Source organism: Thaumasiovibrio clandestinus (genome assembly GCF_047250365.1).
Classification (GTDB): Bacteria; Pseudomonadota; Gammaproteobacteria; order Enterobacterales; family Vibrionaceae; genus Thaumasiovibrio.
In genome coordinates this window covers 317,804-336,613 of the sequence record NZ_JBLBVL010000001.1, presented here as the reverse complement: position 1 = coordinate 336,613, position 18,810 = coordinate 317,804, and the positions used below count along the sequence as shown (strand labels likewise).

Below are 18,810 nucleotides of genomic sequence, written 5' to 3'. Positions count from 1 at the left end.
GTGGAAGTATTAAGACTCTAGCAATCGGTATCTAGGAGGAGCTTGGCAGTGATGGCAGATGACTTCTTCGAGAACCATGAATTGTCTCTCTGGATTTTTTCTTATGGCATATCAAACATTATATTGCTCTTACTCGGTGGAGGAGTCGCTTGTTTTCTTATGGTTATGTCAATCCATGTTTTAACAGGAGAGTTATCTGCGGAGCAGTTCGGAATATCGTTGACAATAGTCGAAGTATTAATGGCTCTAGCTATAATGGTACCTAACGTTTTAATTATTAGAGGTAAACCTAGTGCGTTGGCGGTAAATAAAATCATGGTCTGTGTCCAAATTGCCAGTTATTTATTGTTTGCAATGACATTCGACCAAGAAAATAAGTGGTTTGGACTAGCATTCGGAGTATTACCTTTCTTATCTCTTTGGTTAATGTCGACACCAAGGTATCGTGCTTTTATCGCATACCACGAAGCGCTTCACAAAGACCCTATTGGTTTTAGAGAAAAGCTCCTGCAAAGAATTAGTGATTCATAAAGTGCCGCCTGTAGGTTTTGTGACCAAAGGCTTGCGGGGCACGGTAACCATCTTACTCAGTCTCACCTAACTAAACCAAAAAACGTTTTGTGACGTCACAGATAATATTAATGGCTTGATTGATTTCAGGGCGATAATCTCCGCCTAGGGAGTGGAATAGGCTGATGCCATAAGTGAACTCCCGCCGTTTATCTAAGAGTGCGATTTTCGCGAGTGTGCCGTCTTTGACATAAGGTTCAGCGTTGTGGGGCGCAAGAATCACCCAGCTATTGTTATCCATTATTCTTAGCAGTAATCGAAAGCTACCAACCGTTTTTACTGTATTGGACACCTTGAAATAGCCCACTCCTCCGCCGGTTGTACAATCAGTAAATAGTTGGGTGGCTAGCCTTAATCCATCGACGGTGGTGGGGGTTTGGGCGAGTTCAGAGTCGGCACGGCAAAAACAAGCGAGTGATAACGCACCAATATAGGTTGCAGCCACCCGTGCTTGAGTTTGCGGTGCATTTTCAATCGCCATTAAGGCAAGGTGACACTGATTATTTTCAAGTGCCTCGTAAGCTTGTTGGCGGGAAGTTTGTCTCCAGTTGATTGCTAATCGTGGTGATACCGCCTCTATTGCAGCGTTTATTTCCGCTAACATTTCCACTGGGAGCATGTTGTCATAATTGATGTTGAGGGTGGTTAGCGTTGTTTTGCTTAACGATAGTGCAGTTAGCTCAAAATCCTCTGCATGTTTGCTCAGATTTTGCGCTCTTAAAAACAGGTGATGTGCTGCATCTGTCGGAATTGCTTTTCTGCCAGAAATTTCAAAAAGTTCGACATGAATCGAATCTTCCAATGCAATCACTAACTCGCGAACGGTGTTACGCTTTTTTCCTAATACCTTCGCTGCGGCACTGTATGAGCCGTGTAAATATACGTGGCGGAAGCTGTGAATTTGTTCAATGGTTATCAAAACTATACTCTGCTTTGTACGTAGAATACGATCAAATTGTATTTTTTCCCGCAAAGATTATGGCTTATTTTAGTCTCAGTCAAATATGCATTTCAGATAGCGTTCGCTGTCTCCTATATTTGTCGGTAAAAATTTGTTTATTAGTCGTAACGTTTAGGGAACAAAGCAATGAAAAGATTGGTTATAGCACTGTCGATTATGGCAAGCAGTGCCAGCTATGCAACGGTGAATAGCGATAGCATCTTCGGTTACTCGGTTGAGCAAGATATTGTCTACGGCCAAGGTGCTGTTCGCCCTGAAGGTGAGCATGGCGAGATTGAAATGCGCGATTTGCTAATGGACGTTTACCATCCAGCAAACATAGAGTCAGATGAGCCATTGCCTGTGGTTGTTTATGTTCATGGTGGTGGTCACCACCGTGGTGACAAATTTATGCCGGGTTTCCGTGTGGGTGATGCGATTCATACAGCACCACAAGAATATGGCCGTATGTTTGCAGCAGAAGGTTATGTAACGTTTGTGCCAGAATACCGTTTGGCTACAGAGTGGCCAGAAACTGATCATATGCCAGGCGAGGCTAACCTGCATGCTGATTTAGATCTTTATGTTGATGATGTCATGCTGGCTGGAGTAAGTCGTGCTCGTACATCATTGGGTCTGTCGACGCCAGAAGGTCAGGAAGGTAAGCTTACTCTTTGGAAAGGCGGTATGTCGGGTGCTGAAGATGTGGTGAAGACAATTAACCATATCATCGAAAACGCGGAGCAATACAATATTGATCCGGAGCGTATTGCGATTGGTGGTCACTCTGCAGGTGGTGGTATTGCAGCAAACGTTGCATTTGGCTTTAAAGCACCGGTTGTGGCAGCTTTCCCGATGTCTGCGCCAGAGATTGCATTTGATGCTAGTGTTATGGACAGCGATATTCCACCAACACTGTTAACGTACTCTCAATTTGACGATCATGCGATGCTTGTACACGCACCACGCATGGTTAAGTTGCTAGAGCGTTCTGGGGTGGATTTCAGCGTAAACTGGGTTCCTGGCTTTATGCATAGCTACCCAGGAAATGCAATCAGCCTAGCCAGTGATGGTACTCGTATGCCGTTGTTTGACCGTATTGTTGCGTTTTTAGACGAGAACGTAAAAAACGCTAAATAGTACGCAAGAATACATTCCGGCACATTTGTGCCGGAATTTGCTAAGTGATAGGGGATAGGTCACAAATCTGCTAAAATTGCTGCGTGCCAGTAATCGTATTGATTGTACTGGGCTTACCTAAGACTAGGATCTATTTTGACCAATAATGATATTTTGCGCCGCCTACGTTACACCTTTGATTTAAATGACAGTGCCATGGTTGAGATCTTTGCGTTAGCAGAGTTCAGCGTAACACAAGAACAAGTGGTGAGTTGGTTAAAAAAGGAAGACTACGACGCGTTTATTAAACTGAAAGACACAGAGCTGGCGATTTTTCTGAATGGATTCATTAATCTGAAACGTGGTAAGCGTGAAGGGGAACAGGCAAAGCCAGAAAGTTATTTGAATAATAACATGGTGTTCCAAAAACTACGTATTGCCCTAAACCTTAAAGCCGATGATATTCTTGAAATTTTAGAATTGGTTGATTTCCGTTTAAGTAAGCATGAACTCAGTGCGTTTTTCCGCAAGCCAGACAATAAGCACTACCGAGAATGCAAAGATCAAATTCTGCGTAACTTCTTGATGGGTGTTCAGCTGCAGCTACGTCCAAACGACACTGCTGAAGCATCAGAATAATCGTTTAAAGAGCCGTTTGTTTAAAGAGCAGTCGCCGATTGTAGTGATGTTACTGCCCATTATTTCAATGGGCTACTGCCTCTGCTACCGCTTTTACTTGAGCTTTACTTGATTAGTGGCTTTGATCTTTCCCCTCAGGGCGACGTTGCTTAATCTCTCCGACATCTGTGGTGCGCTGCTCTGGTGTTACCGACGCGCTACCCCTGTCTTTCTTTATCAATAGACCTATCTGGTAGGCAGTTTCTCTCGCTAACAGTGTTCGTTCACTGCCAGTCCAAGAGCGAACATAACTGCGCTTTGTTGCTTTAATGGCGGGAAAAGGGTGTTGGGCAAATTGTTCACACCAATCTAGTGCTTGCTGCATTGGGTTGTCGGATAGCGCAGTAATTACCCCCAGTTCGAGCGCTGTGTCGGCAGGAAATATTTCACTGGTGAGTGAGAGTTTTAGCAGTTGGTCGCGTCGCGTATTTTCCCTTAGCCCCAATAACCCCCCCATGTCTGGCAGCAACCCCCACTGTGTTTCCATCACCGCAAAGCGGCTATCTGGCGTTGCAATGCGGAAATCTGCGCCGAGCGCAATCTGTAAACCGCCACCTAAGCAATTGCCGTGTATAACACAGATAACAGGCATCGGTAGTTTTCGCCAACAGCGACTGACTTGTTGCGCCAAATTGGTTTGTCCTGGTAGCCACTTAAACAATAGCCGCACGATCGACGTGGGGTGGGTGGTAATAGCGTTAACATCTAGCCCAGCGCAGAAGTCTTGACCCGCACCGTGAATGATCACCGCCCGACACCGGCTGTATTTTGAGAGTTGCTGGGCGATTTGGCTTAGCTGTTTAAACATGGGCATATTTAATGCGTTGCGTTTCTCGGGACGATTGAGTGTAACGACGGCGGTATCACCATGCCAATTGAGTGTGACAGCATCCTGTTTGGTCATATCACTTCCTTCTGGTCAGTCCAGTTAAAGTGTAGCTGAAATGAAGAATGATGAGATATTGAGCATGATAGGTGGCTAGAAGTTGATGGAGTTGAATAATTGCGAGAAATAAGCTGGATATCCATCCAGCTATTTACTATTCTATGGCAAATTTTAAAGAAGAGTTCACTGGTCGTGATTGGACGTTTACGCGGAATTTTAGTTGAAAAGCTACCACCAGAAGTGGTGATTGAAGTGGGTGGTATTGGCTACGAAGTACAAATGCCAATGAGCTGCTTTTACGAGCTGCCAGACGTTGGGCAGGAAGCGATTATCTATAGCCATTTTGTGGTGCGAGAGGATGCGCAACTACTCTACGGTTTTAATACCAAAAGTGAGCGTTCACTGTTTCGTGAGGTAATTAAAGCCAATGGAGTAGGGCCTAAATTGGGCTTAGCTATTCTGTCAGCGATGACGGCCAGTCAGTTTGTTTATTGCGTTGAGCACGATGATTTAACAACGCTGGTGAAAATTCCTGGTGTCGGTAAAAAAACCGCTGAGCGCTTGCTGGTGGAGATGAAAGATCGACTCAAAGGTTGGGGAGAGGGCGATCTATTTACGCCAGCTGATCCGGCTGCTGCATCAAACCACGCCCCTGCGGCCAAACAGGCTAGCGCCGACGACGAAGCGATCAGTGCACTGATATCTTTGGGCTATAAAGCGCCGCAAGCGACCAAGGTGGTGGCACAGGTCTCTCAAGCAGAGATGAGTAGTGAAGCGATTATTCGTGAAGCATTGCGCAGTATGGTATAGGGATCGTCATGATTGAAGCGGATAGAATAATCAGCCAGTCGGTACAATTGAAAGAAGACGAGGTTATCGACAGAGCGATACGCCCCAAGAAATTGGCGGAGTATAAAGGACAAGATCACGTTCGTTCTCAAATGGAAATTTTTATTCGTGCGGCTCAACTGCGTGAAGAAGCGCTCGATCACTTATTGATTTTTGGCCCTCCCGGGTTGGGTAAGACGACATTGGCAAACATTGTAGCCAATGAAATGGGTGTGAGCATCCGTACCACGTCCGGCCCTGTACTAGAAAAGGCCGGTGATTTAGCGGCACTGCTAACCAACTTAGAGCCGCATGATGTGTTGTTCATTGATGAGATCCACCGACTTAGCCCGATGGTTGAAGAGGTGCTGTATCCGGCAATGGAAGATTATCAACTGGACATTATGATTGGTGAAGGCCCGGCAGCACGCTCTATCAAGATTGATCTACCCCCATTTACTTTGATTGGCGCAACGACGCGTGCTGGTTCATTAACATCACCACTGCGTGACCGATTTGGTATCACGCAGCGTTTAGAGTATTACAAGTTGGAAGATCTGCGTGATATTGTGCAGCGCAGTGCTGATTGCTTGGGCTTATCAATGGAAACCGAAGGGGCGATTGAAATTGCCCGCCGAGCACGAGGAACGCCACGTATTGCCAACCGCCTGTTACGCCGTGTTCGAGATTATGCCGAAGTGAAAGGTAACGGCCATATCTGCAATGATGTTGCAGCCAAAGCGCTGGATATGCTCGATGTAGATAGTAGCGGGTTCGATTATATGGATCGTAAGTTACTGTTGGCTATTATTGATAAGTTTATGGGCGGTCCTGTTGGTCTTGATAACCTTGCTGCAGCGATTGGCGAGGAAAAAGAGACAATCGAAGATGTATTAGAGCCTTACCTTATTCAACAAGGCTATTTGCAAAGAACGCCGCGTGGACGTATTGCGACGCAACGCGCTTATTTGCACTTTGGTCTGCCTCAACCCGAGTAGCCCTTTCTGTTATCAAGGTAGGAGTCTTCTCTTGCCTTGATGCTCGCAGCCTTTCCTCCTAATTTGATGTAAATCGCCTCCCTTCGCGTAACCATAGCCTAAAAACGCGGTATACCGCCGTAATTGTTAACGCAAATCTAACTATAGCGTAACGGCATACGGATAAAATCCCTTTTTAACATGACCTAAGTCAAAGGTTTGACGTAACTAAAATAATGCAAGGGAAATATTGATATTTATCAATGAAAAAAGTGCACATTGCCCCTTTGAAGCTGATTGTTATTTCAGTAATATGAGTTGTGACAGCATTAGCTGTCGCCCAACGGTGCCGTAACAATAATGACGCGATTGCAACATAAAAATGGAGTGCTAACATCGGCAATACCAGGAAGGTAGTTCCGTAACTCGTGTTCAACTATTTGGCTTAAGCCAATACCGGTACGGAGTAGTACTGCTCGCCATCAGCCTGGCGACAAAAGGAGTTTTATCATGTTTGATATTGTTGAGCTATCGCGGTTGCAGTTTGCACTCACTGCGATGTATCACTTTTTATTTGTTCCCCTTACTTTAGGTATGGCCTTCTTGCTGGCGATTATGGAATCGGTTTATGTGATGACCGGTAAGCAAGTTTATAAGGATATGACAAAGTTTTGGGGTAAGTTATTTGGAATAAACTTTGCGTTAGGCGTTGCTACCGGCCTTACCATGGAGTTTCAGTTTGGTACAAACTGGTCATATTATTCGCACTATGTTGGCGACATTTTTGGTGCACCACTCGCTATTGAAGCATTAATGGCGTTCTTCCTCGAATCGACTTTTGTTGGCTTATTCTTTTTTGGATGGGACAGGTTATCTAAACGACAGCACTTAGCGGTGACTTGGCTGGTGGCGTTAGGTTCAAATTTCTCTGCGTTATGGATTTTGATTGCCAATGGATGGATGCAAAACCCGGTCGGTGCTGAGTTTAACTTTGAAACCATGCGAATGGAGATGGTGAGCTTTGCGGAAGTGGTGTTTAATCCGGTTGCACAGGTGAAGTTTGTGCATACGGTGGCTTCTGGCTATACCACAGGTGCTGTTTTTGTCTTGGCGATCAGTTCTTATTACCTGCTAAAAGGGCGTGACATTCCGTTTGCACGTCGTTCATTTGCGATTGCCTCCTCGTTTGGTTTAGCGGCCATTCTCTCCACGATTGTGCTAGGTGACGAATCTGGTTATGAACTGGGTGATGTGCAAAAAGTGAAGCTTGCGGCGATCGAAGCGGAGTGGCATACCGAACCCGCTCCAGCTGCCTTTACAGTGATTGGTTTCCCAAATCAAGAGAGAATGGAGACCGATTACGCCATAAAAATCCCGTATTTAATGGGGATCATTGCGACACGCTCCTTTGATACTGAAGTGCAAGGCTTGCGTGAGATAAAAGAAGAACATGCCGATCGAATCCGTAATGGCATGGTAGCGTATGAGTTGTTAGAAAAACTACGTGCAGGGGATAAGACCGCTGAAAATATTGCCGCCTTTGACGCAGTAAAACATGATCTAGGCTATGGGTTCTTACTCAAACCTTACACCGATACGGTTTATGATGCGACGGAAGAGCAGATTGCCGCGGCAGCGGATGATTCCATTCCCACCGTGTGGCCACTGTTTTGGGCTTTCCGTATTATGGTCGGATGTGGTGTGATTATGTTGCTGGTTATTGGTGCGGCCTTTATTCAGACATGTCGTCATAAAATCACGCAGAAAACGTGGGTGCTTAAGGCGTGTTTGTATAGCTTACCGCTACCTTGGATAGCTGTAGAAGCCGGTTGGTTTGTGGCGGAATATGGACGCCAACCTTGGGCGGTGGGTGAAGTGTTGCCTGTGTCTATGGCAGTATCGCAACTCAGTACGGGTGAAGTACTTACATCGATGCTTGCGATCTGTGCGCTTTACACTGCGTTCCTTATTGCTGAAGTTTACCTTATGTTGAAGTTTGCCCGATTGGGACCAAGTAGCCTGAAAACAGGCCGTTATCACTTTGAGACAACGAACGACGCTGAAAATGTTGTCGCTCGCCAAGTTGAAGCTTAAGCAGGGAGAGTTCAGCTATGTTTGATTATGAAATTTTACGTTTTATTTGGTGGGCTCTGATCGGTGTCTTGTGTATTGGCTTTGCGGTTACCGACGGTTTTGATATGGGGGTGGGAGCACTCATGCCCGTATTGGGAAAAACGGATACAGAACGTCGTGTTATGATCAACGCAATTGCGCCGCATTGGGATGGTAACCAAGTGTGGTTAATTACTGCCGGTGGTGCGCTTTTTGCTGCGTGGCCTTTGGTGTATGCCACTGCTTTTTCAGGCTTTTATTTTGCCATGATCCTAACACTTGCCGCGTTATTCTTTCGTCCAATAGGCTTTGATTACCGCTCTAAAATTGAAGACCCACGTTGGCGTAAAACATGGGATTGGGGCATTTTTGTTGGTAGTTTTGTACCACCGGTGATTTTTGGCGTTGCTTTTGGCAATCTAATGCAAGGGGTGCCGTTTGAATTGAGTGAATTTTTGGTGCCAACCTACCGCGGTTCGTTTTTTGGCCTCTTGAATCCGTTTGCGTTGCTATGTGGCTTGGTCAGTCTATTTATGATCATAACGCATGGTGCGGCTTATCTACAGATGAAAGCATCCGATGAGTTGCGTGAGCGGGCACACTCGATTGCGCCAGTTACTGCGCTGTTAACTGCGGCACTGTTTGCTATTGGTGGTATTTGGTCACAAGGTATTGAAGGTTATGTGGTTCAAGGTGGGCTGGATATTACTGCGGCATCAAACCCGCTCAATAAAGAGGTAATGAGGCAGACAGGGGCGCTATTTAATAACTTTGAGAGCTATCCACTGCTTTGGATTGCACCCGCGTTGGGGGTCGTTATGCCACTGCTAACCGCACTATTTTCGAAAGTGAATCGACCAGGCTTTGCCTTCTTAACCTCGAGCCTTGGTATGGCGGGCATTATTCTTACCTCTGGCTTTGCTATGTTCCCATTCGTGATGCCATCGAGTCTGTTTCCTTCACACAGCTTGACGATGTGGGACGCGACCAGTAGTGAGTTGACCCTTAATATCATGACGTTTGTCGCGATGGTGATGGTGCCAATTGTGTTGTCATACACGATTTGGACCTATTACAAAATGTTTGGTCGCATTGATAATAAGTTTATTGAAGATAATAAAACGTCACTTTATTAAGGAGTTAAGATATGTGGTATTTTGCTTGGATTCTTGGTGTATTGCTGGCGTGCTCGTTTGGGATCATTAATGCGCTGTGGTTAGAAACAACAGAAGACATGGACAAAGAGATTGAATCTTGATCAACGTGTAGCGGTCTGGCATCAGGCTGCTAATCAACCTATTTGGCGGGCCATCGCGTTTACATCTGGCATATTGTTGGCTGGTAGCGTGATGTGGGACCCCACTTTGTTTACAGCAGCCATGGGTGAGTTGAGCAACTTAGGTGCTCTATCGCTGGTTTGGGCGTGTTGTAGTGCAATGATCTATGGGGTCGGTTTCAGCCCCAAACGCTGGTATTGGCAGTTGGCGTTTTCGCCATATATCTCATCATGGGTGCTGGGCTACTTCTTGCTACAGCGCTTTGTGGTTTGAAATCTCTATAAATGACAGGGTAATGGGTGACTTGTCGTAAAGACAGTGTGTGCTTAGCTCTAAATTAGAGACGTTAAATGAAGCCTCGATAGTGATATCGAGGCTTTTAGCTATATTAAAGAGTTACGATATTAAGATAAGTTATCAGAGATCGCTTTAAACACTTCTTGCATTTCTAAATCGTATTGTGCTGATGATGGGAATTCAGCAGAAGCCAAGCGGACAACAACGATGTCTTTTTCTGGATTCATGTAGATGAACTGAGAATACATCCCTTTTGCCATCATCGCGTTATCATCATTGTTGGTTAGCCAAAAATAGCTGCTGTACGCGCCACCTGGCAGGTTTTCAGCATGTGAACCTTTAGCAAATTTGCTTACATCGCCTGTTGAAATACGCTTATAGGTTTCTTCACTAAAAATGCGCTCGCCATGTAACTCACCTTTATTGACGATAAGCTGGCCAAACTTAGCAGCGTCTCTGGCTGTCATATTGAGACCACCAGTTGCCCACGCAAACGAGTTAGTATCAGTCATCATATAGGTATCATTCTCAGTGCCTAGTTTTGACCAATAGGTTTCCATCATGACATCTTCTAAACGCTTTCCTGTTACAGAGCTAATCACCCAACCGATAGCATCAATTTGTGGGCCAGCATTTGATTCGTATAACTAAAGAGAAGTTCGGTCTTTATGTCAACGATGAAGTCACGGCGGTGTTAAAGTCTTAACGGGGCATTTATTAGGCGGTTAATTAAATATTTAGCACGCAATCAAAAATAAATAAACCACTAAATAAATCGCTTAATAAGCAGAAAAAAAGTCTGGCTATTGGGCCAGACTTCATTTGCACAGGTCGATCTGATACCGTCAAAGCTGACGATATTCGATAGATAGTTTAGATCTTGATGGTGGTACGTAGGCCAACAACCACTACGTCATTGTCTTCACTACTCAAGGTTTGAGTATTACGGACTTGAACGTTACCAGTGAAGGTTAGCCAAGGTGCAGCTTGGTAAGCATAGAATGCTTCCGCGCCAGACTCATCTTTGATTTCCAGTCCCATCTCTTCGGCACGATCTTGCATGTCGTTTGAAATGCTGGTTGAATAGTAACCGATACCCCAAGTATCTTGTGGGCGGTCAAAGAACAGCGCGCTACCACCTAAGCCGCCAGAGAAGCTGCTGCTTAGTAGGTTAGGGTTGCCATCTGCAATCGCACCGCGTAGATATAGTCCCCAGTTGTGTGCGCCTTGCTCTGCTAGGTTATGAGAAAATTGCACACGAAGGTTATATTTACCCTCACTTTCTGTTGCAACGTCGCTACCAATGCTTAACCAGTCAGCACCACTTTCTGTGCTGTATGTGGCACTTAGGCCGATCGCAGTTCCGCGTCCAGCTAGGGTCATTGGGTAAGTGGCGCTAAGTGAAAGGTTCGCTCCGTCTTTAAACAGCTCTTTAAAGTCTAGAGAACGCTCATAACGGTCGCGTGGATCGTACAGCATTGCTGTCCAATTCATGTCAAGCGCTTGGAACATGTACATCGCACCAAAGAAGCTTGGTGGCGTTACGCCCGATGGTGGCGCTGCAAAGTTAAGGTTAGCAAAGCCATAACGACCAGCACCGCCATAGAATGGTGAATTACGACCGAGCTCGATCGCATCAATTTTACCGGCGAGTAAACGTTGACCATTTTCAAATCCATGCATGTAATACAGTGATGAAATGAATGGTTCGCCAATTTTACTGCCATAGTAGGCAACGTTGGTAGGAGTTGCGGTAAGATAGCCAAGATCATTACCATTATTATGGCGATACACCGTTTGGCTATGGAAGCTACCGCCGTCCCATAATCCCATATCGGCAGTTTTTGCCGATAAGAATACGTCTAAACGATGCGCAGTGTTTAAGTCGGCGTCATCAACACCAGAAGTCACTTGTTGAAGGTAGTTAGTGTATTCAGCATTGATATTTAGAGCGCCATCAGTCAGGCTATTTCTTTCTAAAAAAGATGCAGAAGCAATACCGGGAACGGTAAGAAGTAGCGCAGCAAATGCACTTTTACTAATATTTGTGGACATTATAATTACAACCAAAAAAACAACTAAAAAAATAAGAGCTTACACAAATTATAAGATTATCATGTGTAGGCTGGATTCTAGACGACAAATGAGATGCGCTCAAGTTGGTTTTGATGGTGCGGGATCTCATTTTATCACATCAATCTTAACTCAAGTTGAATGCCAGTAAAAATTAGGCATCTAGGTGCATACCGCCTCTTTTGTTGTTCAACAATAAAACAGAGGCGTAAAATTTTGCATTTTTACTTGGACTAAATGCTGACTATTTTTAGGCAGAATACTTATAGGTATCCATATGGCTTAGCGATAAGTCTTGTTGACAGGTAATGATTGCTCGAATAGCGTCAACCACCTCTTGTACATCCAAATAACCGCTAGTATAAGCTGAGAGAATCGAAGCCATATTGCCTTTGTGTCGTTGATCCTGGCTAACATGAAGTCCTGCATCTTTTAAAGCTAGGTTTAGATTCTGCTCTTCTGCGTGGCTTGTATCTTTATTAGTGCAACGTACTACCGCGCTTGTAACATAGTGACATATTGTTTGAGTGGTACGCTGTAGCGAATGCAATAGTTCACTAATAGGGTGGTGCTTTTCTATGTTAATAACTAATGTTGTGTTTTCAATAATTTCGTCACAACGCTGCGATAAGCTGTGTGCTTCAGTATTGCCTTCCATTAGCTCAGAAACCAACTGCTTAAATGCGAGAATTTGATTGATTAGATGCTCTTTATCCTTTACTGGTACTTTTACGCTTTCATCCTTGAGGCACGCGTCTAGTTCACAGCAAAGGTTTTCTAGATAATTAATATCTAAAGAAGTTAAACTGTTCATATATGCTTACGCTACCAAAAATTGATTTTACATTGGCATACTAGGCGCTAAAAATATAAACGGAAAGCCTTTATAATTATTTATCTATTTATTATATAGTTGAAATTATTAGCTTTTCATTGTTGTTCACTCTATAGCGGTGAGGTTTCACTCGTTTAGGTGGGGCTCTCCGGCAGGTAGCAGGGTCGGATGACTTTTTTTAAGCAGTCGAGTGATGCCAAGGTAAGGCAATTCAATAATCAGTTGATGCTCGCTAAAATGGATGACTTCCCTTTGCGGCGTAAAGATATCTAGCAGTGTCGTGTTAACAAAGCTTCTTAGCTCTTCTTCATTTAGGTTGTCGCTAAACTCAAGTAGTGTGATGCTATCTGAAGCGATGTCAATGGTAATGAAGTTATGCTGAGTCATTGTCCATTCACTGATAAAGTAGACCGTGTAAGAGCCGATGATGCTACCGTCGGTTAGCAGTCGCACACGCATTGCTGTTTCTAAATGCCCATCTTTGACATGGGATTCTGAGTCGATATCCATTAAGGCCGTTTGCGGCAATTGATTAAGGCTGCCGAGGTTTCTGGGGTAACTTCGTGCTGAAAATGTCCAATAATGCCCTTTAGCCAGTTGGTCAATGGTGGGCTCAGCAGGGAGTTGATAGCGAAATATGCTTAGGAAAAGCGCCAAACCGGACAAAACTAGCGCTGTACGTGGGGTGGTTAAAAAACGCATTCTATGACCTCGCGTTTGTCAGATGTCCATCTCAAACCAGGCGCGGTTAACGTATTCACCTCTGCTGATGCTGGCAGAATATCAAATAGCGAATACTGCTCAGCATCGTGAACAAGTTCCAAACATTGCTCAATGGATGCGTTATCCCCTTTGGGGATAATGACAGGAACAGGCAGAATGATCTCAGTGGTGGCAAACAGCGCTGAGAATACGTCTTTGTCATGAATAAAAATCAGCGATTTAAGGATACTTAATAAGGAAATAAGACTAACCAGAGTGAAAAATATTGGTCGGTAATAGGTGGCTATCCACTGTTGCAGCTGTGATTGAATAACACGGCGAGGAGAAAGGTAGCGTTGATACTCCTTTTCAGTTAATACTTGGATAGTTGCAATAAACGCATAGCCTTTCATGACCTGAGTTTGAATATAGTCAGGCTGGTCAGGGTTATCATTCAGTGCTTGGCGCAGCTTTTTCACTGTCGTTAATACATTCGACTTTGCTCGAGCTTGTAACCAAACATGACTAAGGATTTGATCGATAGTGATACTTTTCCCTGGATTGTCTAAAAATAGGTTGAGCAGTTTCCACTCATTTGAGCGTAGCTGATGACCATTTTTATCACCTCGACGATGCAGGTAGCCATTTTGCTGGTTAAACAGAAACTGATTATTGAGTAAGTAGTGTTTTGGCATTCTAATCTCGCTCTTTCTGCCAGCTTGCTAATTGTTGCGAAATAATATGCCAACGCTCAAGCCAGGCTTGTACACCATCGGTTATATCTGTTTTGAGGGGGGCACTAGGGTCGATTTTTTTTGTTTTCAATTTTCGTTGTATGAGGCGTTTTTCGCACTCAAGGCAGCGTATTGAGAATGCACGTTTCTCTTCTGTGCTAGATAACTCTGCGGCCATTTTTTCGAGTTCTGCATCAATATCAGCAATTTGCTGGCTGAGATCAGTTTCTATTTCACCCGCTGCCCGCTTGGGGCGCCCTCTTGATGGCGTTGATGGCGTTGATGGCGAATATTCGTCGGCCCTCAGCTGTTGTAACTTACTGCTTAGCTGTAAACGTTGTGAAACTAATTGTTCGTCGCGTGAGTACTGCTTTCTACCTGCTGATTGTGAACTGAGGTAACGGCGAAACTGTAACCAAATTTCGTCAGGACTAAGCGAACGAACGTGCTCGAGTGATGCACATTGTCGGTACTGTAAATGGCAGGCCATCAGTTCGCTTTCTGCACGTAGTAATAGTACGGGGAGGGGGATCTCAGGTCTGCCTGGTTTCTGTCGTTTAACGATTGGATATAGTAGTGCAAGTCGATGGCGCACAATAAACAGTTGCAACTGACGAAGTTGCTGACGACGCCAATACAGATCTTGTAAATTGAAAGGGTTGTCTATCCAACGCATATAGTACTGGCAGAAGCCCAGTAGCCACACGGATTGCTCTTCTGATTTTAATAGTGTGAGCTCGTATTCGAAATGCTCTGACAAATTAGATAAGCAGATATAATCAAAATACTCCGAATTGAAAAGGAGTTGCATGCCTTTCAACTCAGGGTTTGCTCGCAGGCGCAATTGATATAAGCTTGCGATGTCCTCCAATACCTGTTTCAGTGTCTCTGTTGATGCTGCCCATTTTTGTTCTGGCGCATCGCTGCGTTGAATCGTTAACAGTGTATTATCAGTGTCTGACCAGAGCTTATATTCATCAGCCACGCCAAGAATGGTATGTCTGATATCTTGTCGCTGTTCAATGGACAGGTTAGGGTAGCGGTTGTTAATGCTCTGCTCGAATTGAAAACGTAGTGTTTTAAATTTATCGAATGCGCGCGAAACATCAATTTGTAGGCGCTCTAGCTTTGAACGGGCTGGCCGACCACGACGACTTTCTGACACAGCGAATTACCTATGACTAAAATTTAATTTATAGTATATTAATTAGTTCTGATTCGCACTAATCTTTTGAATGATAATACGTGATAAATATTGACAAGTTAAGCCCTCAGGTGCGCCCTGTTGCACAATACCTATTAAATAGGCATGAGGGAACGCATTTAACCATTGATGATATTGCGCTGGCGATGTCGTTGCCACTGGCTATCGTGCGCCCAGCACTGCTATTTTGTGAAAGGGCAGGCATCATCCAACGAGTTGATGACACACATTATCTCATTTTGAAGTCAGAAGTGAGCGGCGAGCCGTTGATCGACAATGAGGTGGTGATGCAATTGAAAAAAGAGGTAGAAAGGCTTCAAGCTGAATTGCAGCAGGCACGCGCAGAAAAAGTGGTAGCAGACAAAAAAGCCACAGATATGGAGCAAGCATTTAGCGAGTTAAATCAGCGAATCAAATCAATATTAAAGCATTGATATCAAATAATTATGTGACGCAATATCGTGTTGCACACGGAATGAGTTGTACCGCTGAAAGGTGACCGTACAGTGAAGATCCGCTTAGCGAAAAGTGCGCTTTTCTGTTTCCATGGATAGAACCTCTCTCGCTTCTTCATAACTCATTGCTTGTGGGATCACCTTGATGGCTTTTAAGCCTTCATTCTCACCACGGTCTTCTATTTCCATATAAACGCGTTGGCCCGGTATCAGACGTTTATAGCCATCCATTTCAATCGCACTAAAGTGGATCATGACATCAATAGCAGCGCAGTCAGGCACGGCAAAGCCAAAACCTTTCTTGTCATTGAACCACTTCACTCTGCCTTTTGTTCTATAAATTTGTGTTGCCATTGTCTTAATCTTTCTAATTTAGAAACATTACAATAACAGGTAACGTGCCGAAAATCTAACCCTTGATTTAATTAATAAGCAATTAAATAATTGCAGTGATATTTTGTCCTATCTCACGTTAATATGTCGATTATTGACATAAAAATGACAATGGGCACATTCAGGTTTAATTCAGCTTCCTGAATTAAACCTGAACTGGTAGCATTTGCCTGGTTGAGTTTATGAAAACTTATTATGTTGTTTTTGATGTTACTGTGGTAAGACAATGATAAAAAATAAAGTTCTGCCTTTCAGCCTATTGGCTGTAAGTCTCAGTGCACCTGCTGTTGCTAAAACAGTCAGCTTGACTGAGTTGTACCAACACTCCTTAGATAATAACCCTGCTTTACAGGCCGCTGCATTAGGAAAAAGCGCAGCCTTTGAGCAAACCAATCAAACCAAAGCTCTTTATCGCCCACAAGTTGATGCGGGTTTGCAGGTTGCTGCGTTGCGTAATGAGTGGACAAATATGAATGAGACTGATGGTCATGGTGCAGAAGCGTCATTAACCCTAGGTCAAAATTTATATAATCAAGAGCTAAATGTTGCCCATCAACTAAATCAGCAAGCAGCGAATCTGCAAGATACGGTTTATCAAGTCACCTTGACTGGCCTTACCATGCAAGTAGCGGCGGCGTATTTCGAAACAGCGAAAGCGCAAGAAGCACTGGAGCTAAGCAAGGCCACGTTGGCGGCGATCTCTGAGCATATGCGCCAAACTGAACGTCGTTATGAGCTGGGCTTGATTCCGCAAAATGATGTGCAGGAAACTCGCGCACAATTCGATCTTGCTACTGCTGCAGTTATCTTTGCTGGAAATGACGTAGAAAAAGCCCTCGATAGCCTATATGAGCTAACAGGCCAAGAGTACACTGCCGTTAAGCCGCTTAACTACAACCACTTTGATGCAGCGATCCCTGCAGCACCGACGGGATCTTCTTGGGAAGAGCAGGCGCAACGTTTTAACCCTGAAATGTTGATTCAAGCGCACCTTGTCGAGCTGAGCAAAGAGCAAATTTCTCTAGCTCAAGCAGGGCAAATGCCATCGCTAGGTTTGTTAGCTCAGTTCCGTTATGCCTTTGCGTCCGAAAGTCGCCGTAATAGTCCGGGTGAGGACAAAGGTGACTTCATGTCTGTTGATAACAATGCGACCGCGGTGTTGGGTATGGCGATGACCCTGCCAGTCTACCGTGGTGGTGCGACCGATAGCAAAATTGAGCAAGCCCGTCTTCAGTACGAGCAAGCGCTGCAGGTTAAAGAGAAAACAGCACGTAATGTAACCCGTCAAGTGCGCAATGCAGAAAAAGATCTTCGTGCATTGATCAGTGCTGAGCAAGCATACCAGCAAGCCGTTGTATCGGCAGAAGTGGCTAAGCAAGCGACTGAGCAAGGCTTTGAGATCGGTACTCGCACCACGGTAGATGTGCTTGCAGCAACTCGTCAAGAGTTCTCTGCGAAGCAAGATCTGAGCGAAGCGCGTATTAACTTCATTCTTGCCGCACTAAATCTGAAATTTATTGGTGGTCAGCTGAATGCTGATGACTTACTAGCTGCAAACGCCAGCCTAGTTAAATAAGTTAACGATTCAAGTCTGTTTATTAAGTGATTAATTAATTTGTTTATAAGTTCATCGCCATTGATGAGCTTTATGTTGTAGCTAAGAGATAAACTATGAAAAAACTATCCCTCACTCTGGTTGCTGCCAGCTTGGCCATGGCCAGTACTTCTGGTTTAGCGTCATCAGGAACACCTGTGACTGTCTTTGAAGCCCAGTCGCTAGCGCATACCCCAGTCTCGTTCCAAATTGGTCGTATGGAAGCGGTTGAATCTGCCAAACTAACCCCACGTGTTAGTGGTTACCTAAAAGCCAAGTTCTTTGATGATGGTGCGATGGTTCAGCAAGGTGACGTTCTATTTGAAATCGATCCAACACCATATCAAGCGGCTTTTGATGCTGCGCAAGCAACATTGGCTGAAGCGAAGGCTGCCCTGCAAATTACCGAGCTTAACCATGACCGTAGCCGTCAAATGCTAGAAACGGGCGGTATCTCACAAGCGCAAATCGATTTGAGCATTGCTGAGCTACAAATGGCACGTTCTCGTGTTACCTCAGCTGAAGCGAACGTTGTTGTTCAAGAAGATAACTTGAACCAAACAAAAGTTCGTGCACCTTACAGCGGCCAAATTGGTAAGTCTAACTTCTCGATTGGTGACATGGTGGGTACAGCGATGGGTCCATTGACCGATATCGTGATGGTAGACCCAATCAATGTGAGTTTCTCTGTTCGTGAAACGGAGCTAAATACATTCAACCTGCGTGGTGAATTGCCAACATTTGTTAGCCTAGAAATCGACAACCAAACTTACCCTGAATTGGGCCAAGTTACCTTTGTTGATAACAAAGTTAGCCGTACCAGCGGTACTGTTGAAATTGCTGCCTCTTTCTCAAATGAAACTGGCGCGTTGCTTCCAAACCAATTTGCTCGTGTAGGTTTAAGTGCTGATCGAGTAAACGGCGTGAAAGTGCCAAACGAAGCCCTACAACAAGATGCGACATCTCAGTATGTTTTAGTGATTGAAGATGGCATCGCAACTCGTCGCGATGTTGTTGTTGCTGATCGTAAAGAGCTGGATGTTGTGGTTAAAGGTTTATCTGCGGGTGAACCTGTAATTATCGGTGGCCTGCAGCGTATTCGTGCGGGCGCTCCTGTTGTCGCTGCTAACTAAGAG

21 protein-coding genes are annotated in these 18,810 nt (G+C 44.6%); 12 read left to right on the top strand and 9 right to left on the bottom strand.

The window, feature by feature from the left end; all coding sequences use genetic code 11:
- The first annotated feature begins 48 nt into the window (after positions 1-48).
- Positions 49-531, top strand: a complete 483-nt coding sequence (locus ACKLNH_RS01605; RefSeq protein ID WP_413110482.1) for a hypothetical protein — start codon at positions 49-51, stop codon at positions 529-531.
- A 70-nt stretch (positions 532-601) separates the two neighbouring features.
- Here ACKLNH_RS01605 and ACKLNH_RS01600 read toward each other — a convergent pair whose 3' ends face one another.
- Positions 602-1,489, bottom strand: coding sequence for a LysR family transcriptional regulator (locus ACKLNH_RS01600; RefSeq protein ID WP_413110481.1), 888 nt, complete (start codon positions 1,487-1,489; stop codon positions 602-604).
- Between the two features lie 168 nt (positions 1,490-1,657).
- On the opposite strand from ACKLNH_RS01600, the gene ACKLNH_RS01595 reads away from it, so the two are divergent.
- Together ACKLNH_RS01595 and ACKLNH_RS01590 are read left to right on the top strand one after the other, a co-directional pair.
- Positions 1,658-2,650 (top strand): alpha/beta hydrolase, encoded by a 993-nt coding sequence (locus ACKLNH_RS01595; protein WP_413110480.1) that lies wholly within the window; start codon positions 1,658-1,660, stop codon positions 2,648-2,650.
- 135 nt (positions 2,651-2,785) lie between these two features.
- Positions 2,786-3,268 (top strand): YehS family protein, encoded by a 483-nt coding sequence (locus ACKLNH_RS01590; RefSeq protein ID WP_413110479.1) that lies wholly within the window; start codon positions 2,786-2,788, stop codon positions 3,266-3,268.
- Between the two features lie 112 nt (positions 3,269-3,380).
- On the opposite strand, the gene ACKLNH_RS01585 is transcribed toward ACKLNH_RS01590, so the two are convergent.
- Positions 3,381-4,211 (bottom strand): crotonase/enoyl-CoA hydratase family protein, encoded by an 831-nt coding sequence (locus ACKLNH_RS01585; protein ID WP_413110478.1) that lies wholly within the window; start codon positions 4,209-4,211, stop codon positions 3,381-3,383.
- 174 nt (positions 4,212-4,385) lie between these two features.
- Here ACKLNH_RS01585 and ruvA point away from each other — a divergent pair, with 174 nt between their 5' ends.
- The 6 genes from ruvA (at position 4,386) to ACKLNH_RS01555 (ending at position 9,660) form a co-directional block, all read left to right on the top strand.
- Complete coding sequence (gene ruvA, locus ACKLNH_RS01580; protein WP_413110754.1) at positions 4,386-5,003, top strand: Holliday junction branch migration protein RuvA; 618 nt, start codon at positions 4,386-4,388, stop codon at positions 5,001-5,003.
- Between the two features lie 8 nt (positions 5,004-5,011).
- Positions 5,012-6,019 carry a Holliday junction branch migration DNA helicase RuvB gene (ruvB, locus tag ACKLNH_RS01575; protein WP_413110477.1) on the top strand — a complete coding sequence of 336 codons (1,008 nt, stop codon included), beginning with the start codon at positions 5,012-5,014 and terminating at the stop codon, positions 6,017-6,019.
- Between the two features lie 489 nt (positions 6,020-6,508).
- A complete protein-coding gene (gene cydA / locus ACKLNH_RS01570; RefSeq protein ID WP_413110476.1) occupies positions 6,509-8,092 on the top strand; it encodes a cytochrome ubiquinol oxidase subunit I in 1,584 nt (527 codons plus the stop codon).
- A 17-nt stretch (positions 8,093-8,109) separates the two neighbouring features.
- Positions 8,110-9,246 (top strand): cytochrome d ubiquinol oxidase subunit II, encoded by a 1,137-nt coding sequence (cydB, locus tag ACKLNH_RS01565; RefSeq protein WP_413110475.1) that lies wholly within the window; start codon positions 8,110-8,112, stop codon positions 9,244-9,246.
- Positions 9,247-9,257: 11 nt separating this feature from the next.
- Positions 9,258-9,368 (top strand): cytochrome bd-I oxidase subunit CydX, encoded by a 111-nt coding sequence (gene cydX / locus ACKLNH_RS01560; protein WP_413110474.1) that lies wholly within the window; start codon positions 9,258-9,260, stop codon positions 9,366-9,368.
- On the top strand, positions 9,358-9,660 hold the full coding sequence (locus tag ACKLNH_RS01555) for a cyd operon YbgE family protein (protein ID WP_413110473.1): 303 nt from the start codon (positions 9,358-9,360) through the stop codon (positions 9,658-9,660). Before cydX ends, ACKLNH_RS01555 begins: the two co-directional genes overlap by 11 nt.
- 131 nt (positions 9,661-9,791) lie before the next feature.
- On the opposite strand, the gene ACKLNH_RS01550 is transcribed toward ACKLNH_RS01555, so the two are convergent.
- From ACKLNH_RS01550 to ACKLNH_RS01525, 6 genes are all read right to left on the bottom strand, one after another.
- Positions 9,792-10,286 carry a serine hydrolase gene (locus ACKLNH_RS01550; RefSeq protein WP_413110472.1) on the bottom strand — a complete coding sequence of 165 codons (495 nt, stop codon included), beginning with the start codon at positions 10,284-10,286 and terminating at the stop codon, positions 9,792-9,794.
- Positions 10,287-10,557: 271 nt separating this feature from the next.
- Complete coding sequence (locus ACKLNH_RS01545) at positions 10,558-11,739, bottom strand: carbohydrate porin (protein WP_413110471.1); 1,182 nt, start codon at positions 11,737-11,739, stop codon at positions 10,558-10,560.
- A 268-nt stretch (positions 11,740-12,007) separates the two neighbouring features.
- Positions 12,008-12,571 (bottom strand): hypothetical protein, encoded by a 564-nt coding sequence (locus ACKLNH_RS01540; RefSeq protein ID WP_413110470.1) that lies wholly within the window; start codon positions 12,569-12,571, stop codon positions 12,008-12,010.
- Positions 12,572-12,718: 147 nt separating this feature from the next.
- A complete protein-coding gene (locus ACKLNH_RS01535; RefSeq protein ID WP_413110469.1) occupies positions 12,719-13,294 on the bottom strand; it encodes a hypothetical protein in 576 nt (191 codons plus the stop codon).
- Entirely contained in the window at positions 13,282-13,989 is a 708-nt protein-coding gene (locus ACKLNH_RS01530; protein WP_413110468.1) for a winged helix-turn-helix domain-containing protein, read from the bottom strand. Before ACKLNH_RS01530 ends, ACKLNH_RS01535 begins: the two co-directional genes overlap by 13 nt.
- 1 nt (position 13,990) lies before the next feature.
- On the bottom strand, positions 13,991-15,193 hold the full coding sequence (locus tag ACKLNH_RS01525) for a hypothetical protein (RefSeq protein ID WP_413110467.1): 1,203 nt from the start codon (positions 15,191-15,193) through the stop codon (positions 13,991-13,993).
- Positions 15,194-15,273: 80 nt separating this feature from the next.
- On the opposite strand from ACKLNH_RS01525, the gene ACKLNH_RS01520 reads away from it, so the two are divergent.
- Entirely contained in the window at positions 15,274-15,666 is a 393-nt protein-coding gene (locus ACKLNH_RS01520) for a hypothetical protein (protein WP_413110466.1), read from the top strand.
- Between the two features lie 84 nt (positions 15,667-15,750).
- On the opposite strand, the gene ACKLNH_RS01515 is transcribed toward ACKLNH_RS01520, so the two are convergent.
- Complete coding sequence (locus tag ACKLNH_RS01515; protein WP_413110465.1) at positions 15,751-16,041, bottom strand: cold shock domain-containing protein; 291 nt, start codon at positions 16,039-16,041, stop codon at positions 15,751-15,753.
- A gap of 265 nt (positions 16,042-16,306) precedes the next feature.
- Between ACKLNH_RS01515 and ACKLNH_RS01510 the strand changes: the two genes are divergently transcribed.
- Both ACKLNH_RS01510 and ACKLNH_RS01505 read left to right on the top strand, forming a co-directional pair.
- Positions 16,307-17,656, top strand: a complete 1,350-nt coding sequence (locus tag ACKLNH_RS01510; RefSeq protein WP_413110464.1) for a TolC family outer membrane protein — start codon at positions 16,307-16,309, stop codon at positions 17,654-17,656.
- A gap of 95 nt (positions 17,657-17,751) precedes the next feature.
- Complete coding sequence (locus ACKLNH_RS01505; RefSeq protein ID WP_413110463.1) at positions 17,752-18,807, top strand: efflux RND transporter periplasmic adaptor subunit; 1,056 nt, start codon at positions 17,752-17,754, stop codon at positions 18,805-18,807.
- Positions 18,808-18,810 lie beyond the last annotated feature (3 nt).

Coding starts and splice junctions, on each gene's coding strand:
- ACKLNH_RS01545 (WP_413110471.1), bottom strand. CDS start 11,739: ATGTCCACAAATATTAGTAAAAGTGCATTTGCTGCGCTACTTCTTACC.
- ACKLNH_RS01585 (WP_413110478.1), bottom strand. CDS start 4,211: ATGACCAAACAGGATGCTGTCACACTCAATTGGCATGGTGATACCGCC.
- ACKLNH_RS01515 (WP_413110465.1), bottom strand. CDS start 16,041: ATGGCAACACAAATTTATAGAACAAAAGGCAGAGTGAAGTGGTTCAAT.
- cydB (WP_413110475.1), top strand. CDS start 8,110: ATGTTTGATTATGAAATTTTACGTTTTATTTGGTGGGCTCTGATCGGT.
- cydX (WP_413110474.1), top strand. CDS start 9,258: ATGTGGTATTTTGCTTGGATTCTTGGTGTATTGCTGGCGTGCTCGTTT.
- ACKLNH_RS01540 (WP_413110470.1), bottom strand. CDS start 12,571: ATGAACAGTTTAACTTCTTTAGATATTAATTATCTAGAAAACCTTTGC.
- ACKLNH_RS01510 (WP_413110464.1), top strand. CDS start 16,307: ATGATAAAAAATAAAGTTCTGCCTTTCAGCCTATTGGCTGTAAGTCTC.
- ACKLNH_RS01595 (WP_413110480.1), top strand. CDS start 1,658: ATGAAAAGATTGGTTATAGCACTGTCGATTATGGCAAGCAGTGCCAGC.
- ACKLNH_RS01505 (WP_413110463.1), top strand. CDS start 17,752: ATGAAAAAACTATCCCTCACTCTGGTTGCTGCCAGCTTGGCCATGGCC.
- ACKLNH_RS01530 (WP_413110468.1), bottom strand. CDS start 13,989: ATGCCAAAACACTACTTACTCAATAATCAGTTTCTGTTTAACCAGCAA.
- ruvB (WP_413110477.1), top strand. CDS start 5,012: ATGATTGAAGCGGATAGAATAATCAGCCAGTCGGTACAATTGAAAGAA.
- cydA (WP_413110476.1), top strand. CDS start 6,509: ATGTTTGATATTGTTGAGCTATCGCGGTTGCAGTTTGCACTCACTGCG.
- ACKLNH_RS01535 (WP_413110469.1), bottom strand. CDS start 13,294: ATGCGTTTTTTAACCACCCCACGTACAGCGCTAGTTTTGTCCGGTTTG.